General features: G+C 67.2%; 14 protein-coding genes and 1 pseudogene. 8 read left to right on the top strand and 7 right to left on the bottom strand.

Annotated elements, in window-relative coordinates; translation table 11 throughout:
• The 6 genes and pseudogenes from LJE69_RS16445 to surE form a co-directional block, all read right to left on the bottom strand.
• A pseudogene (locus tag LJE69_RS16445) lies at positions 1–529 on the bottom strand (IS4 family transposase); the annotation flags it as partial.
• A gap of 249 nt (positions 530–778) precedes the next feature.
• Positions 779–1,810 carry an RNA polymerase sigma factor RpoS gene (gene rpoS, locus LJE69_RS16440; RefSeq protein WP_296927107.1) on the bottom strand — a complete coding sequence of 344 codons (1,032 nt, stop codon included), beginning with the start codon at positions 1,808–1,810 and terminating at the stop codon, positions 779–781.
• Between the two features lie 79 nt (positions 1,811–1,889).
• Positions 1,890–2,678, bottom strand: a complete 789-nt coding sequence (locus LJE69_RS16435; protein WP_296927106.1) for a peptidoglycan DD-metalloendopeptidase family protein — start codon at positions 2,676–2,678, stop codon at positions 1,890–1,892.
• Positions 2,679–2,694: 16 nt separating this feature from the next.
• Complete coding sequence (locus LJE69_RS16430) at positions 2,695–3,270, bottom strand: YqaA family protein (protein ID WP_296927105.1); 576 nt, start codon at positions 3,268–3,270, stop codon at positions 2,695–2,697.
• Positions 3,270–3,881, bottom strand: coding sequence for a protein-L-isoaspartate(D-aspartate) O-methyltransferase (locus LJE69_RS16425; protein ID WP_296927109.1), 612 nt, complete (start codon positions 3,879–3,881; stop codon positions 3,270–3,272). The genes LJE69_RS16430 and LJE69_RS16425 overlap by 1 nt, the downstream gene beginning before the upstream one ends.
• Before the next feature lie 59 nt (positions 3,882–3,940).
• Entirely contained in the window at positions 3,941–4,690 is a 750-nt protein-coding gene (surE, locus tag LJE69_RS16420; RefSeq protein ID WP_296927104.1) for a 5'/3'-nucleotidase SurE, read from the bottom strand.
• Between the two features lie 251 nt (positions 4,691–4,941).
• Between surE and LJE69_RS16415 the strand changes: the two genes are divergently transcribed.
• The 5 genes from LJE69_RS16415 to LJE69_RS16395 all read left to right on the top strand — a co-directional run bounded on the left by LJE69_RS16415 (position 4,942) and on the right by LJE69_RS16395 (position 13,087).
• On the top strand, positions 4,942–5,496 hold the full coding sequence (locus tag LJE69_RS16415; protein WP_296927103.1) for a Smr/MutS family protein: 555 nt from the start codon (positions 4,942–4,944) through the stop codon (positions 5,494–5,496).
• Between the two features lie 257 nt (positions 5,497–5,753).
• Positions 5,754–9,254 (top strand): mechanosensitive ion channel domain-containing protein, encoded by a 3,501-nt coding sequence (locus LJE69_RS16410; RefSeq protein WP_296927102.1) that lies wholly within the window; start codon positions 5,754–5,756, stop codon positions 9,252–9,254.
• A gap of 42 nt (positions 9,255–9,296) precedes the next feature.
• Positions 9,297–10,295 carry a CorA family divalent cation transporter gene (locus tag LJE69_RS16405; protein ID WP_296927101.1) on the top strand — a complete coding sequence of 333 codons (999 nt, stop codon included), beginning with the start codon at positions 9,297–9,299 and terminating at the stop codon, positions 10,293–10,295.
• Positions 10,296–11,517: 1,222 nt separating this feature from the next.
• Entirely contained in the window at positions 11,518–12,225 is a 708-nt protein-coding gene (locus LJE69_RS16400) for a hypothetical protein (protein ID WP_296927099.1), read from the top strand.
• 175 nt (positions 12,226–12,400) lie between these two features.
• Positions 12,401–13,087 (top strand): fibrinogen-like YCDxxxxGGGW domain-containing protein, encoded by a 687-nt coding sequence (locus tag LJE69_RS16395; RefSeq protein WP_296927097.1) that lies wholly within the window; start codon positions 12,401–12,403, stop codon positions 13,085–13,087.
• A gap of 128 nt (positions 13,088–13,215) precedes the next feature.
• Here LJE69_RS16395 and LJE69_RS16390 read toward each other — a convergent pair whose 3' ends face one another.
• Positions 13,216–13,344 (bottom strand): hypothetical protein, encoded by a 129-nt coding sequence (locus LJE69_RS16390; protein ID WP_296927095.1) that lies wholly within the window; start codon positions 13,342–13,344, stop codon positions 13,216–13,218.
• A 438-nt stretch (positions 13,345–13,782) separates the two neighbouring features.
• On the opposite strand from LJE69_RS16390, the gene LJE69_RS16385 reads away from it, so the two are divergent.
• The 3 genes from LJE69_RS16385 to LJE69_RS16375 all read left to right on the top strand — a co-directional run bounded on the left by LJE69_RS16385 (position 13,783) and on the right by LJE69_RS16375 (position 16,903).
• On the top strand, positions 13,783–14,337 hold the full coding sequence (locus tag LJE69_RS16385; RefSeq protein ID WP_296927093.1) for a VOC family protein: 555 nt from the start codon (positions 13,783–13,785) through the stop codon (positions 14,335–14,337).
• A gap of 426 nt (positions 14,338–14,763) precedes the next feature.
• Positions 14,764–16,314, top strand: a complete 1,551-nt coding sequence (ppx, locus tag LJE69_RS16380) for an exopolyphosphatase (RefSeq protein ID WP_296927108.1) — start codon at positions 14,764–14,766, stop codon at positions 16,312–16,314.
• A 175-nt stretch (positions 16,315–16,489) separates the two neighbouring features.
• Positions 16,490–16,903 (top strand): SCP-2 sterol transfer family protein, encoded by a 414-nt coding sequence (locus tag LJE69_RS16375; protein ID WP_296927091.1) that lies wholly within the window; start codon positions 16,490–16,492, stop codon positions 16,901–16,903.
• Positions 16,904–17,117: the final 214 nt, after the last annotated feature.

Here is a 17,117-nt window from a genome sequence, read left to right as displayed (position 1 = left end):
GCTCGGCGAGCATGCGGCAGGACGGGTAGTTGCGGTCGGCCAGCACCAGGTCGCCCGGGCCGGCATGGGCCAGATGCGCCACGGCGAGATCGACCTCGTAGGCCTTGGCATGCGCCAAGCGTGCATCGAGCGCCACGTCGTTGCACAGATCGTAGAGCACCGAGGCCATCGCGCAGGCCCGCTCCCCCGCGAGCGCGCCATTCTTGCCGTTGGAGAAGGCGATGGTGCCGAATTCCTCACGCACCGTCTCGCTGTCGGGCAGCAGCACCTTCGAGCCGTCGATCCCCAGCAGGCGCCAGCCGCGGTAGCGCCGATACTCGCCGTCGCCGTAGAGCGACTCGACCACCGCCTTGCGGTTCAGCTCGATGAAGGCGGTGTGCCTCAGGCGGTAGCGCGCTTTGGAGAACGCGCTCGCGCTCACCGCCGAGCCGCCCAATTCACCGACGGCCTCGTTGACCCAGTTCTGCAAGGATTTGACGCCTTTACGCATGATCAAGGCCACCACCAGCGCAAAGGGCAGCGCGCGCACCCGCGTGAACGCCTGCGGCGAGGCGCGGTGCCGAGCGCTGAACGCCTGATCGCCCAGCAGCCTCCGGGTCGTTTCCACGGCTTGTGCGGCTTTTCTAGTACCATCGGAATCTCAACCTAGAAAATGCACTAAGTATGCCGCACAAAGGCATGTTTTTCCTTAAGTCAATGGCAGTGCCTCTGAAGCGTGGGAGTCAGCGCCGCCTCCTGGTCGGGGTTATGATCGCCGCCGACGCGGTCGCAAGGGGAGCTATTTGAAGAACGCGTCCACGGAGAAGCCTTCCTTCTCCAGGATGTCGCGCAGCCGTCGCAGCGCGTCCATCTGGATCTGGCGCACGCGCTCGCGGGTGACGCCGAGCTCGTTGGCGACACGCTCCAGCGTCGAGTGCTCGTAGCCGTGTAGCCCGAAGCGGCGCTCCACCACCTCGCGCTGCTTGTCGTTGAGCTTGTTCAGCCAGTGATCCAGGTTAGTGTGGATGTCCGCGTCCTGGATGTCGTCGCTCGGGTCCTGGGCGCTGTCGTCCGGGAGCATGTCCACCAGCGGCTTGTCCGCGTCCTTGCCATAGGGCGTGTCCACCGACGCGATGCGCTCGTTCAGACCCAGCATCCGCTTGACCTCGCCGATGGGCTTGTCAAGCAGCTCCGCCACCTCTTCGGTGCTGGGCTCGTGGTCGAGTTGCTGCGCCAGCATGCGCGTGGCCTTGAGGTAGACGTTGATCTCCTTGACCACATGGATGGGCAGACGCACCGTGCGCGTCTGGTTCATGATCGCCCGCTCCATGGTCTGACGAATCCACCAGGTGGCATAGGTGGAGAAACGGAAGCCGCGCTCCGGGTCGAACTTCTCGACGGCGCGGATCAGGCCGAGATTGCCCTCTTCGATCAGATCCAGCAACGGCAGCCCGCGGTTCAGGTAGCGGCGTGCGATCTTCACCACCAGGCGCAGGTTGCTGACGATCATGCGGGTGCGCGCTTCCTCGTTGCCCTGCTGGGCGAGGCGCGCGTAGTAGACCTCCTCCTCGGCCGTAAGGAGCTTGGACTCGCCGATCTCGTTCAGATAGAGCCGCGTGGCGTCGAAGTCGCCGTCGCCGGCGGAGAAGCGGTGGGGGGTGGCGCTTCGCTCGTCGCCGTCGTCGTCTGATCCCTCTTCGCCGGAATTGAGCTCGGCATCGCCCTCGTCATCCACCGGCGGCGAGTCCATGTCCTCGTCGGCAAGGAGCATGTCCTCATCGTCCGGCACCGCCTCCGTGTCCGGTTCGTCGTCGCGCTCTTGCGTGGACATGCGACCCCCTCTGAGGCTTCTACCCGCGCGGCCCGGCCCCGCGGACCAGCCGGCGCCGGCTCATCTTGGTGTGCCCTGCTCAGCGCGTCGCCGGGAGGAAGCGAAGCGGATCGACAGCAACCCCGTTGCGGCGGATCTCGAAGTGCAGCAAGCCCTCGCCGTTGGCCGCATGACCGGCGACGGCAACCTGCTGGCCACGCTTGACACGATCGCCTTCGCGAGCCAGTAGCTCGCGGTTGAAACCGTATGCGCTCAGATAGCGGGCGTTATGCTTGATGATGATAAGGTTGCCGTAACCCTTGAGTCCACTGCCGCTGTAGACCACCGTGCCGTCCGCCGCGGCGTCCACCGGCGTGCCGTCGGCGACGGCGATGCGCACGCCCTGCCGGGTGCGGTCGCCGCTGCGAAAGCCCTGCTTCACCGGCCCGCGTACGGGCCAGGCCCAGGTGATGCCCGAGCTCGCCGCGTCGGCACCGGCCACCTCGGCGCTCGGCCGCGCCGAGGTCCTGATGGCGTGCGCATGGCTGCGAGATGAGGCCGTGCGCCCCGCGCTGCCGGGCACCGACCTGCCATCCGGCGGCTTCACCCGCAGCAGCTCGCCCGCGTAGAGCCCATAGGGCGGCCGCAGGTTGTTCCAAGCCGCCAGCGTGCGCATGCGGATGCGCTTGCGCTCGGCGATCTCGCTCAGGGTGTCGCCGCGACGGATGCGGTAGTAGCCGGGGGGCGCCGGGCCATAGCCGCCGCGGCTGTCCACCGGTGCCAGACCACCTGCGCCGCAGCCCGCCAGCAGCGCCGCGAACAGCAGCATTGCCGCCAGCCGCAGGCCCCGCGGCCGCGTGCCGCGCACGATGGACAGCGATGACCGCATCCAGCCTACCACCATGTCACCGCAGCACCAGCACCAGCACCACCAGCCCCAGCACGAGCCAGCCGAGGGCGTCCACCCACTGCCGCAGGCGTTGCTCCATCGGCGGACCGCCCCAGGCCATCAGCGCGGCCACCAGGAAGAAGCGCGTGCCACGCCCGACCGCCGACGCGAGCACGAAGGGCAGCAGGGCCATGGACAGCACTCCGGCGGTGATGGTGAAGACCTTGTAGGGGATGGGCGAGAACCCCGCCAGGAACACCGCCCAGACGCCCCAGCGGTCGAACCAGGCCTCCGCGCGCGAAAATGCCTCGTGGTAATGGCCGCCTTGCCCGACGAACGGCGCGATCAGCTCGTACGCGAACTGCCCGATCAGATAGCCCAACAGACCACCCAGCACCGACGCCGCCGTGGTGAGCGCCGCGAAGCGCCAGGCCCGCGCCGGCTGCGCCATGCTCATGGGGGCAAGCATCACATCCGGCGGAATCGGAAAGAACGACGACTCCGCGAAGCTCAGCCCTGCCAGGTACCAGGGCGCGTGGCGATGCCGGGACCAGCGCATCACGCGGTCGTACAGCGGCGAGAACAACCTCATCAGGCAACACCCCCCAGCAGTGGCACGAAGGTAACGGGCTCCAGCACCTCGTGCCGAAAGCCCAGCTTGGTACGCGTGAGGCGCACCAGCAACTGACCGTCCATGCCGTTGAGGGGCAGCACCATGCGCCCGCCGGGGGCGAGCTGCGCCGCCAACTGCCGCGGCACGCCGTGAGCGGCTGCGGTGATCAGGATGCCGTCGAAGGGCGCGTATTCCCGCCAGCCGAGCGACCCGTCACCGTAGCGCAGCCGCACATTGCGGCAGCGCAGCGCCTTGAGCCGCGCATCGGCGCGCTGCCACAGCGCGGCGACCCGCTCGATGCTGTAGACGCGGCGCACCAGTGCCGCCAGCACGGCGGTCTGGTAGCCGGAGCCGGTGCCGATCTCCAGCACCGTCGAGCAGCAGCCCGGCGCCAGCAGGGCCTCGGTCATGCGCGCAACGGTGTAAGGCTGGGAGATGGTCTGGCCGTGGCCGATGGGCAGGGCCGCGTCATCGTAGGCGTGTGTCGCCAGTGCCTCGTCCACGAACAGATGCCGCGGCACCTGCGTCACGGCGCCGATGACGCGCTCGTCGCCGATGCCGGCGGTCGCGAGGCGCGTGGCCAACCGCATGCGCGCGCGCGCATGCCCGGTGCCGCGGCCGGCAGCGGCATCGGCGGCGGCCGCGGCGCTCAATGCAGCGTATCCAGCCATTGGCCCAGGGAGCGCAGCGCCCCATGCCGGGTCAGGTCGATCTGGATCGGCGTCACCGACACGCAACCCACGCGCAGTGCATGGAAGTCCGTGCCCTCGCCGGCGTCCTGCTCCGGCCCCGCCGGCCCGATCCAGTACATGGGACGCCCGCGCGGGTCTTCGATGCGCGAGACGGCCTCCGCCTTGTGGCGATGGCCGAGGCGGGTCGCCACCATGCCGCGCAGCGCGTCCAACGGCGCATCGGGCACATTCACGTTGAGGATGGTGCTCGGGCTGAGCCGCGCATCGCGCAGCCCGGCCACCAGCCGTACGGCCACCGCGCCAGCGGTCTCCAGGTGCTCCGGCTGATGGGATGCGATGGACACCGCGATGGCGGGCAGGCCCAGAAAACGGCCCTCGGTAGCGGCGGCCACCGTGCCGGAGTAGATAACGTCGTCGCCCAGGTTCGGCCCATGGTTGATGCCGGCCACCACTAAGTCCGGCTCCGCGTCGAGCAGCCCGGTGATGGCTAGGTGGACGCAGTCCGTGGGCGTACCGTTGACCCGGATGATGCCATTGTCGAGCCGCTCGGCGCGGATCGGCACGTCCAAGGTCAGCGAGTTGCTGGCACCGCTGCGGTCACGGTCCGGCGCCACCACCGTGACCCTGCCCAGCGGCGCCAGCGCCTGCGCAAGCACGTGCAGCCCCGGTGAGCGATAGCCGTCGTCGTTGCTGATCAGTATGTTCATGCTCGCCTATTGATCGGCGTTTTCCGTGCGCGGCGCCCGCGGCCGGCGCAATGTCGCCTCGGCGTGCGACAATTCGGACACGTTCTCAGGGCCGGTTGGCCCCGCGCGCGACGGCCCGACATCCTGAGGCAGGATCGCTCGGCGGGATAGCCGAAGCGGACGCCGGCATCATAACCGGAACCATCGCGACCAGGACGGCCCGGTCGAGTGGCGGTACGCTTGACCGAGTCCCACCGACAATCATAATCCAGATGAACAAACAGCTCCACGACTCTGATTCGGAACTATTTCGTACCGCGGTCAGCGACGCAGAGCCGTTGCCGGCCAATCAGGCCGAGCCCTACCGCAAGCGCCCGCCGCCGGTGCCGCGCCCACGACCGGTCGAAGACGAGCCCGACGACGCCACGTTGCTTGCCGAAAGCCAGGTCGAGACTCATGACTACCTGCTCTACGCACGCCCGGGCATACAGAGGCGCGTGGTCGCGGAGCTGCAGCGCGGAAACATCGAGCCGGAGCTTGAGGTGGACCTGCACGGGCTGCGCGCCGAGCACGCCCGCGCCGTCCTCAAGGAGTTTTTCGCCGACTGCCGCCACCGGCGCGTGCGCTGCGCGCGCATCATCCACGGCAAGGGCCGCGGCTCCGACAGCCGCCAGCCGGTGCTCAAGTGTAAGGTGAACTACTGGCTGCGGCTGCGCGAGGACGTGCTGGCCTTCTGCTCCGCGACGCGCCGTGACGGCGGCAGCGGCGCCGTCTACGTGCTCCTGCGCAACCCGGACAAGGCCGCCGAGCGGCGGCCACGCCCTTGATCACCGCGCGCCTGCCAGATAGGGGTTGGGCAGTATTCGGTGCAGGTCGGGTTCGTGCTGCAGCGTAACCCGACGGCGAGCGTCCGTAAGCCGTTGATGGTCGGGTTACGCTATTGCTAACCCGACCTACGATCCGCTCGATTTCGGCGTTGCGGACAATGCTCGCTCGATCTCGATAGCGTGCGCCCGCGCGCCGAGCGCGTTGTGCCGGTTCAGGAAACTCTTCAGAAGTACATCGTCTGCCAACCTGCTGCATCGTGACCCAAGCTTCGACCCACTCCCCCCGGCCGGCCGGGCGCAAGCGCGTCCTGTCGCGATACCTCTTCGCCGCGCTCGCCTTGTTGCTCATGGGCCAGGCCGCGGGGCAGGACACCACGACCGGCTCCGGCACCAACGCCAGCGGCAACAGGCCGACGCAGGCGCTGGTGGAGCAACGCATCAAGGACCTGGACAAGGCCACGGACCTGTCCGAGTCCGAGCGCGGCAAGCTCACCGGCGATCTCAACGCCGTGCTCAAGGATCTCGCGGACGCCAATCGCTTCGAGGCCGCCGCCGCAGACTATGCCGCCACCCTGGAGCAGGCGCCGAAGCAGACGGAGGCTATCCGCGCCAAGCTGGAGCAGGCGGGTGAGGCCCCTGAGCAGCCGCAGCTCGAACTTCCGAAAAGCGCCGACCTCGCGACCGTGGAGTCGCGCATCACCGCCGAGCAGGCGGAGATATCAAACATCGAGGCGCGCATCGCCAAGCTCTCGGATGCGCTCAATGGCGACGACCAGCAACCGGCGAAGATCCGCGAGCGCATGGCCGCCATCGACACCGAGCTCACCGCGCTGCAGAGCCCGCCCGGTGCCACGGAGACCCTGTCTGCGCGTGCCCGCGAGGTAAGCGACTGGACACGCCAGGCACGCCGCGCACGGTTGCAGGCCGAACGGCAGATGTTGGAGCAGGAAATCCTGAGCGCCGACGCCCGCCGCCAACTGACCCTGGCCGAGCGCGATCAGGAGCAGCTCGCGCTGGACCAGGCCAAGGCCCGCCGCAAGGCACTGGAAGCGCGCGCGGACGCCCTGCGCAAGGCCGCCGCCGACGCCGTGCAACAGAGCCTGGATGCCGATCGCGCCGCCGCGGCCGACTCCCATCCATTGGTGCAGGAATGGGTGGAGCGCAACGCCGAGCTCGGCCAGGCCATCAGCGACGCCACCGCGGCGCTGGCCAAGCTGGACGAACAACGCACGGACATCGAGCAGGAAACCGCGCGCATCGAGGAGGAGTTCGCCAACGCCCGCGAGCGCCTGGAGGCGGCCGGCCTCAACCGCGCCCAGGGTCAGGTGCTGATCGACCAGCGCTCGCAGTTGCCGGACCTGCGCCGCCTGCGCAAGCAGGCCGCCGAGCGCGCCGACAGCATCGCCGACAGCACCCTCAACTCCATCCGCTGGCGCGAGGAGCTGCGCCGCCTCGACGACCTGGATGCCTGGGTGCAGAAGCGGCTCGCCGGGCTGCCGCCGGACGCACTGTCCGCGGAATCCCGCCCACAACTAGAGGAGGAGCTGCGCGCCCAGGCGGAAACCCGGCGCGGCCTCCTGCGCACCGCCCTCGACATGGAAGACAGCTACCGCAGCGCCCTCGGCGAGGTGGACTTCGCCGCCCAGCGCCTGCGCGAGGTGACGCAACACTACGACCGCTACCTGTCCGAGCGCCTGCTCTGGGTGCGCAGCATCGGCCCCATCGCCAAGCAGTCCTTCGCCGCGCTGCCTTCCGCGCTCTACATGCTGGTGCGGCCCGACAACTGGGTGGCCGTGGTCAGTACGCTCGCCGTGGAAACCACGCGCTCCCTGGAGCTGTGGCTCGGGCTGGCGGCGGTGCTGATCCTGCTCTGGCGCGGCGCCCCGCTCAGGCGCGCCATCCGCGCCAGCGCCGAGCCATTGCGGCGCATCAGCACCGACCGCTTCCGCTACACCCTCGTCGCGCTGGGGCTGACACTGCTCGCCTGCTTGCCCTGGCCGCTGCTGGCGCTGACGCTGGGGTACGTGCTGAGCGGCTCGCTGGAGGCGAATGTCTTCACCAAGTCCCTGGGCGATGCGCTGATCGCCATCGTCCCGGCGCTCTATTACCTGTTGGCGTTGCGTATGCTGTGCATGCGCGGCGGCATCGCCGACCGCCACTTCCGCTGGCGCACCGACACCGTGCTGCTGGTGCGCCGCAGCGCCTATTGGGCGATCACGCTGCTGCTGCCGGTGGGACTGGTGGCCGCCCTGGTGCATGGCTATCGCAACCCGGACTTCACCGGCACCCTGGGGCGCCTGTCACTGGCCCTGTTCGAGCTCGGCTTCGCGATACTAATGGCGCTGGTCCTGCACCCGGGGCGCGGCGCGCTCCGGCACACGCTCGAAGAGCACGCGGACGGCTGGCTGAACCGTCTGCGTCTCATCTGGTACCCAGCGATGGTGGCGGTGCCCGTGGGACTCGCGGGCCTGGCCCTGGCGGGCTTCCTGTACACCTCCGGCACGCTGCTCAAGTCCTTGGTGGACGAGCTCTGGCTCGCGCTCGGGCTGCTGGTCGCGCATCAGCTCATCGCCCGCTGGCTACTGGTGACACGACGCCGGCTGGCGCTGCAGGCGGCCCTCGACCGCCGCGCCCAGCGCGAGGCCGCCAAGGCCGCCGAGGCCACCGGCGCGGAAACCCTTGTCGTGCCGGAGGACGCGGTGGACCTGGACGCCCTCGACGCGCAGACCCGCCGGCTCCTGAACTTGGCCGTCTTCGCCGCCGCCGTCGTCGGCCTCTGGATCATCTGGTCCGACGTGCTGCCGGCGCTCAACATCTTCGACCGGGTGACGCTGTGGAGCTACAAAGGCACCGTCAGCGGCGTCGAGAAGTCCATTCCCGTCACCCTCGCGGACATCGGACTCGTGCTGGTAATCATCGCCGCGTCCATCGTTGCGGCCCGCAACCTGCCGGCGCTGCTGGAGATCCTGCTGCTTCAGAACAGCGACATCACCGCCGGCAGCCGCTACACCATCATCACCCTCACCCGCTATACCATCATCGCCATCGGCACGCTGATGGTCTTCGGCACCTTGGGGCTATCCTGGGCACAGGTACAATGGCTGGTGGCGGCGCTCGGTGTTGGCATCGGCTTCGGCCTGCAGGAGATCGTCGCCAACTTCATCAGCGGCCTCATCATCCTGTTCGAGCGGCCGGTGCGGGTCGGTGACATCGTCACCATCGGCGACACCACCGGCGTCGTGACCCGCATCCAGATCCGCGCCACCACGGTGCGCAACTGGGACCGCCAGGAGCTGCTGGTGCCGAACAAGGAATTCATCACCGGGCGGCTGCTCAACTGGACCCTGTCCGACCAAATCAACCGCGTCGTCATCCCGGTGGGCGTCGAATATGGCAGCGACACCCGCAAGGCAATGCGCCTGCTGGCCGACGTCGCCCGCGAGAACGAGCACGTGCTGGACGACCCGCCCCCGGTAATCTCGTTCGAAGGATTCGGCAACGACGCGCTCAACCTGATACTGCGCTGCTATCTCCAGAGCATGGACTTCCGCATCGACACCATCAGCGCGCTGCATCAGGCCATCGACGATAAGTTCCGCACCGCCGGCATCGGCATCGCGTTCCCGCAGCGCGACATCCACCTGCGCTCCTCGGAGCCGCTGGAAGTGCACATGAGCCGCGGCACGCGTCCCGCGCCGGGACCTGGCGACGATACCGCGCAGGATGGCGGCGGCGCGGCACCAGCGGCGGGCACCTGAACGAGCGCCACACGGCAGCCAGACCGAACAAGCAACACTGCCATGCCGACACTCGACCGCCTGCACCAGTGGTTTGGACTCGCCTTCGCCTATCGGCTCGACGGCCGCGGCGGCGGCACGCCCATCAGCTGGCGCGAGCTCGCCGAGCGCGATCCCGCGGCCCCGGAACAGATCTGGGTCCATCTCATCCTGCGCCATCCCAACGCGCTGCGCTGGCTGCGCGAAGACAGCGGCCTGGACGAGCTGACCGTGGACGCGCTCACTGCCACCAACGCGGGCCCCCGGCTGGTGCGCCGCGCCGACACCTTGCTGCTGTTGCTGAAGGGTATCGAGCAGAGCTCCACCGCGAGGCCGGGCGACATGGTGGCAGCGCGGCTGTGGACCGACGGGCGCTTGCTCATCAGCGGCCAGCAGGAACGCCTGCTCGCCGTCCAGGACCTGCATCGCGCCCTCGCGCACGGCACCGGCCCCTGCGACATCGGCGAGATCATCGCCGACCTCGCCGACCTCCTGATGACCCACACCGACGACGTGCTGGAGGAACTGGAAGAGGCCACGCGGCGCATCGGCCGCGCCGCCAACCGCGCCCGCCACACCGAAGACCTGGTCGCGGAGCTCGCCACCCTGCGCCGGCGCATGATACGCATGCGCTTCCATTTGCAACCGCAGCGCCGCGCGCTGGCAGACCTCGCCGGTGGCGGTCCGCACTGGCTCCGCGATGAGCCGCGCCGCGCCGTGCGCGAGGTGGCCGACCGCTGCCTGCACGCCATCGACGGCCTCAGCGCCGCGGGCGAGATCACCGAAATCACCCAGGACGAGATCCTGCAACGCTCCTCCGAGACCACGGAGCGGCGCGTCTACTCCCTCACCATCATCACCGCCATCTTCCTGCCGCTCAGCTTCATCACCGGCCTGCTCGGCGTCAACGTGGCCGGTATCCCCGACGCCAACAACCCGATTGCCTTCCTGCTGCTGTGCCTCTTCCTCGCCGGCATCACCCTGGCCCAGCTCTGGCTGCTGCACCGTAAAGGCTGGCTCTAGCCGGCGACCAGCACCCGACGCGCCGGCTTCAGCCCAAGCCCCGCTACGTCGACTCGCAGTCGCCCCCTGGGGCCGCCGAGTTGCACTCGGCGCGCGGACAAGCAGCATCGTTTGCGCCCCCCAACGCCGCCGACGCGGCATCGAGCCCCGCCGGCGGCGCGCCGAGCGCAACTCGGCGCGCCGGCGCCAACCTCAGTCGGCACCGTCACCGAGTCAACCGCCCAGACTTTTTACCAGTACTCGAAAAGCACTATCCCCGATTGCGCCAGATCAGACACCGATATTGCGGCGCATACCCGAAATGGCGACACTGCCGACACGTCAAGCGCCTCTCACGGGCGTACCAAGGGACGAACGCCGTGATCGCCGCCACCCAACATCCGCCAGCTGCTCAGAGCAGCCGCTCTCCCCGAGCAGACCTGCCACGGCGCCCCTTCACCCCCGGCTTACGAACGCCAAGCGTCCGCCAACGCCCGCCGGCTCAACCACACTTCTGCCGGCATCACCGCCCGCCCGATCACCGGACAGAGCCTCGCTGCCCTGTCCCCTTCGGGCTCCTTCGCTCTATTCGCAAGAACGATAGGAACCCGAATGGAAGCCACGCGATATGGCGCTAGGCCGCCGATCAGATGGCACCTCATACACAGGCCCAAGCCTACTCAACTGCTGGGCAAAGGCGTCGGCCGAGACAAATGAGCAATAAACTTTATGGACGAGGATCAATGAGGCGGGCCCACTTTTTGCTTGTTAATGCGCAATCATGGGCCTGGTCTTGCAACCGCGTATGCGCGATTGGCAAGGCCCGCGTAATGACGCGACTTCCGAGCGACACTCACAGAGGCAGTTCTCGGCCCCGTCACTTTCGTTCCTGCACAATGCGGAAGTTGGAGAAATGGGGCTCGGCCGTGCCTTTTGCCTCCCTTGATACAAAATCAATGCCGCATAGGTAAAGAGCAAGACCGCGTGGCTTTCGCAACCGACGCCGCACCGCATGGCTCCGCATTACCGAGCACCGATTCCCGTAACGCGCACTGCTATTGGCATGATGACCTTTTCACACCTGCGAAAGTGAATGCAACCGAAAAAGTGAATGCACGAAGACCTCCCGCCCGGACCTGCGACGGCGACTTCGGGTAACCGGAGAGCGCCACGCCAAGAGCATAACCTATCCGCCACACCGGACAAGTACCCCCACCCACGGCAGCACAGCGGAGCCAGCCCCATGAGACACCTCGTTTCTGTTCCGACGATCTTGTCGCTCGCACTTTCCCTGCCCACGGTAGCTCATGCTGCCGTTATAGAACCTGACGACTTTGCGGGCCAAAGGCTAACCGATCTCTCGTTCGAAAACGTATCAAGAATCTGGGAAACTTCAGAGTATCCGTATACGAGTAACGACGACCGCGGGGTCTATTCCCGTGCCGACGGCACAGGTAACTATGTTTTCGGCCATAATTCCGCCTCCTATATGGCGTCCAACATACAATGGCTTTGGCTGCCGAATTCCCCTTGGAGCACTCACTATGCCGACTTTAAGATCGACTTTACATCACCAGTCGACTCGTTTTCGTTTTTGGCAAACGGCCCATCGGTACGGGTCGGATGGAGTGACGGTAGCACCTGGGAATTCTGGGAATTTGAACAATACGTACTCGGCTTCACCGACTGGCACCTTTATGAATTGACGTTCGACGCATCGACAACCGTAACTCAGATTATGATCAGTGGGTATGGCAATGTCCCAGAATACTCTGGCACTGATGCACAAATCCTGCTTGACACATTCACATATGAGGTAAGGCAGGAAGCGCCGGCGCCAAGCGTGTTGTTGCTGCTAATGCCTGGACTCATCGCCCTGAACGGGATCAGGGGGCGGCTCGTGCAATCACGCACGCTTGATTGCGAGCCCCGCCCGCAGACGCGACCCTAAGAGGAACCTGCACAGGTAGCTCCGGGCCTCCGGCGCTTTCATTTTCAACCAGCGCCGGGCGCGCATCCAGCTGCCAAGGTTGAGTCGAGGCGAACTGCGCCGAGTGGCATCCCGCGAGCCATTAGGCTCGTGCCGCCTCACCTGTCACAAACTTGACGACGCGGAGATAAATCAAATGAAGAGGAATTTGCCCATACTGTCTCTGACACTGATCCTTAGCCTCGGCGGCACCTCCGCTTCTGCCACGCTTGTGGATGGAAGCACGGAGAACCTTGCAGCCTACTCCGCCAAGCAACTGCTGGAGAATGCGCTGGCGTTTTCGGACGGGATGTATTGGATGGACGAGCAAATGGGGCTCGGCTTTCCTTTTGTGGCCTGCGCCGACATGACCACCGACGGGGGTGGGTGGACACTTGGCATCGTGAGCCTTGACGCCGATCCGCTCGCCAGCTTCTCGATCCTCGCCAACACGGGTACCGTCAGCGCCCCGTTTGGCTCATCATATAGTCGCGCGGTGTCGTATTTGGGGCTCGAGCAGGATGCCGAGTTTCACTATCTGATTCGATCCGGAGGCACGACCATTTTCGATGGCATCTACTCCGGGCGCTTCGACGATTCCACGCCCACCTTCACGACATCGATCGATACGTTCGGGCTAAACGGGGTACTCGACAGTACATACGATTTCCATCGCGCGGATCGCAACTACGACGTTGCCGTGCTGTTGCGGGAGAGCTCAACCCCTACACCACGAGACGTTGTCGCGAACACGCCGGAGCCGGAGACAATCCTGCTTTTGGCGGTGGGGCTTATCGGTGCGGCCGCGCAAAGAGTAGGTCGTCGGGGAGCGACACAGCACTGAAAGAGGGCATGGATCACGATTCGCGCAGCAGCCGGCCGGCTGTAGCAGCGGCGTCCCCGCCGCGACTGGGCGCTCATCGCGCCGGGGGCGGCGCTCCCACAGGGGCTGGCCGCTGGCTCAGGGCATGCTCATCGCCGCGACGGCCGTCGCGCGATGGCGACGCCGATCAGGCCGGTGGTCAGCAGCCAGGCGACGCCTGGCACGGGCACGACGCTCGGGTGGACCACCCGCAGGCCGATGCCGGTGGACGTGGTCACGACATCGAAGATCGCGCTTTCGTCGTAGCTGTTGCCGGTGACGGTTGAAAAACTACCGCTGAGTCGTAGGTCGGGTTAGCGCAGCGTAACCCGACGTTGGGCATCGGTAACGCGTTGCTTGTCGGCTTACGCTATCGCTAACCCGACCCACGATGCTGGAGAGACTGGGCAAGTATTCTCAGAAACGCCCGATCCGTGGCTCCAGGGTAGGATGAGCAAAGCGAAGCGTGCCCATGTTGCAGCAGGTTGCGGACGACCCATGGTGGGCACGCTGCCGCTTTGCCCACTCTACGCCCCATTCTTGCCCGGTCGCTGGGGCGTGGGAGCCGGCGCCCCCTGGCCGGAGTTGTGATCGCCCTCGGCCGGGCCGCTCGCACCCGCCGGCGGCGTCACTCCGCAGGGGCCCGCAGCAGCAACAGAAACCCTGGGTAACCCGACATGAGATGGAAAGGCGTTCATCACGTGGAGTTTTCGGTTCTCGATTACGACGCATCGATTGCCTTTTTCGACAAGATGTTCGGCTGGCTCGGCTACAAGAGCTTCTGGACGCTGGACATCGGCTATCGCTCCACCTATTACATGGCACGGTTTCCGTTTCCGCACAGCTATATCGGCATTCAACCCGCGCAGACCGGCGGCAAGCTCGATCCGGATGCGCACGCCACCGGCATTCACCACGTGGCGCTTTGGGCCCGGAACCGCCGCGAGGTCGATGCGTTCCACCGGGACTTCCTGTTGCCCAACGGCGTCGAGGTGACCGAGCCACCGCAGGAATATCCGGTGTACACGCCGGGCTACTACGCGGTGTTCTTCAACGACCCCATCACCGGCATCCACTTCGAGCTGGCCCACTCGCCGTATGTGCCGTCGCTGTCGGCCTACCGGCGCTGGATCGCCGCCCTCAAGGACGCCTGGAAGGGGCATCCCGAATGGCAGCAGCCGCCGTGGAAGGCGGCGATGCGAGCCCTGCCGTCGCGGTCAGACCAGCGCTGAAGCTGCGAAGAAAGCCCGTTGCGGCTTCGGGTCACGCGACAGCCGTCGGTCGGGCCGACGCAGGAGGCCCGACGAGCAGGCGTTTGCATCGGGCGCCGCGTCGGGCTTCGTTCCTCAGCCCAACCTACACGGCGCTGGTCTACAAGCTCGAAGCCGACGCCGGTCAATCCGCCCCGGACGTCGATCCTGAGCCCGTCCGCCGCCGTGGGAGCGCCGTCCCCGGCGCGACGGGCGTCCAGTCGCGGCGGGGACGCCACTCCCACGGGGCGATGGCTCTGGACGGAATTGTGCTCGAGGCTTCGTCCCGGCGTCGGCGCGATTTTGTGCATTGATTTCGATCCCTGCCGCGACGCCGGCGGGCGGCTATACTGCCGCCCCTATCCCGGGCCGCAGCCGGCCTCCTTGACGCAGCGACATCAGCAGGCGATGGCGACACCCGCCGCAACGGCCCCCTCCCCAGAGCTGGCGCCCGCCGTCGCGGCCGCCATCGTCAACGGCGACACCCTGGCCGCCGTGGACCTGGGCTCCAACTCCTTCCACCTGCTGGTGGCGCGCATGGACGGCGGCACGCTACAGGTGATGGACCGCTACAAAGAGATGGTGCGCCTGGGCGAAGGCCTCACCATCGACAAGCACCTGCGCGAGGACGTGGCAGAGCGCGCGCTGGCCTGCCTGGAGCGCATGGGCCAGCGGCTCAAGGACATGCCGCCGGAGCGGGTGCGTGCAGTGGGCACCAACACGCTCCGGCAGGTGCGCCCGGAGGCGCACTTCCTGCCGCGGGCGGAGCGGGCGCTGGGGCATCCCATCGAAGTGATCGCCGGGCGCGAGGAGGCGCGCCTGATCTACCTCGGCGTCTCCCATGGGCTCGCCATCGGCGACGAGAAGCGATTGGTCATCGACATCGGCGGCGGCAGCACGGAGGTCATCGTCGGCGAAGGCTTCCAGCCAACGCTGCGCGAGAGCCTGCACATGGGCTGCGTGAGCATGTCGCAGCGCTTCTTCGGCAACGACAAGATCACCGCGAAGCAGATGGACAAGGCCGAGCTGTACGGCGCGCTGGAAGTGCGCCCGGTGCGCGAGCTGTTCCGCCAGTCCGGCTGGGCTACGGCCACCGGCAGCTCCGGCACCATCAAGTCCATCGCCGCGGTGGTGATGGGCGAGGGCTGGAGCGAGGACGGCATCACCGCGGAGTCCCTGGAGCGGCTGCGTGAGGCCATGATCGAGGCCGGCAAGGTCTCGGCGCTCGGCTTCAAGGGCCTGAGCGAGGAGCGCCGGCCGGTGTTCGCCGGCGGTGTCGCGGTGCTGCGCTCGCTGTTCACGAGCCTGGCCATCGCCCACATGCGCGTGTCCGACCAAGCGCTGCGCGAGGGGCTCATCTACGAGATGGTGGGCCGGCTGGAGCACGAGGACGTGCGCGAGCGTACCGTCGCCACCATGACCCGCCGCTTCGACGTCGACCAGGCCCACGCCGCGCGGGTGCGCGAGACGGCGCTGCACCTGCTGGAGCAAGTCCGCGAGCCCTGGCAGCTCAGTCACCCCAACTACGCGCCCATCCTCGGCTGGGCCGCGGAGCTGCACGAGATCGGCCTCGCCGTCGCCCACAGCCAGTACCAGAAGCACGGCGCCTACCTCATCGGCAACGCCGACCTGTCCGGCTTCACCCGCCAGGAACAGCAGGTGCTGGCCGCGCTGGTGCTGGGCCACAGGCGCAAATTCCCGCTGGACGCGTTTCTCGCGCTGCCGAGCGGCGTGCGCCGCTGCGCGCAGCGGCTCTGCGTGCTGCTGCGTCTGGCAGTGCTGATGCATCGCGGCCGCAGCCCCGACAGCATGCCGGAGCCAACACTCACCGCGAACGAGGACACGCTGGTACTACGCTTCCCGGACGGCTGGCTCGATCAACACCCCCTGACCCGTTTGGAACTGGAGGAAGAGGCCACAAGGCTCGTCCCCGGCGGACTGGCGCTGGATTTCGGCTGAGCGGCGTCGCGGGGCCGCGCAAAGCCACATCGAGATTACGGTCAAGCAACCGCGCGCGGGAGCGATGCTGATAAAATCGGGCGCGTCTCGCGACCCGGTCTCGCGACCCGCGTCCGCCCGGTGCCGGCGGACACCCGCCATCCCGCCTACACACAAGAAGGAGGACAGCGACACCATGGCCAAACTCTTTTCCGACGAGTGGATGAATGAGCTCAAGGACGCCTGGAACAACGAACCCGACGTCAGCGGCAAGCTGGCCGAGATCGGCTTCGACTCCATTATCACCTGCGGCTTCAAGAACGAGGACGACCCCCGCGGCGTCTTCGTGGTCGAAAAGGGCATCTGCACACGCGCCGGCGACTGGAGCGGCGAATCCCCCGACTGGGACATGCGCGCCGACATGGACGACTGGCTCAAGTGGGTCAAGAAGGGCATCGGCATGATGGGCATGGGCACCGCCTACGCCACCGGCAAGCTCAAGTTCAAGCACGGCGACTACGCCGCCATGATAAAGGACCCGCGCATGGCCGGCCCCTTCGTCAAGAGCTTCAATCTAATGAAGCAGATCGGCGCCGACGAGCTCGGCTGAGCCGCGCCCCGATGCCACCCGCCGGGCGGCGGCACCCTGCCGCCGCCCACCGTTCCCCGCCCGATCTTCCCTTGCAATCGGTCTCGCCCGGCACGCTCGCCGCGTCCATCGAGGGCACCGAGCCGTGGGTGGACATCACCGACTTGCTCGGCGGCTAGTGCTTCGCTGCGGAAATTCCGAGACCGGCCTCCCTCGTGGTCGTGGTCGTGGTCGT

It is taken from the genome of Thiohalocapsa sp., from assembly GCF_022340605.1.
In the GTDB taxonomy this organism is placed as follows: Bacteria; Pseudomonadota; Gammaproteobacteria; order Chromatiales; family Chromatiaceae; genus Thiohalocapsa.
Note: the sequence above shows the minus strand (reverse complement) of the source record. Positions and strands in the feature narration are given on the sequence as shown.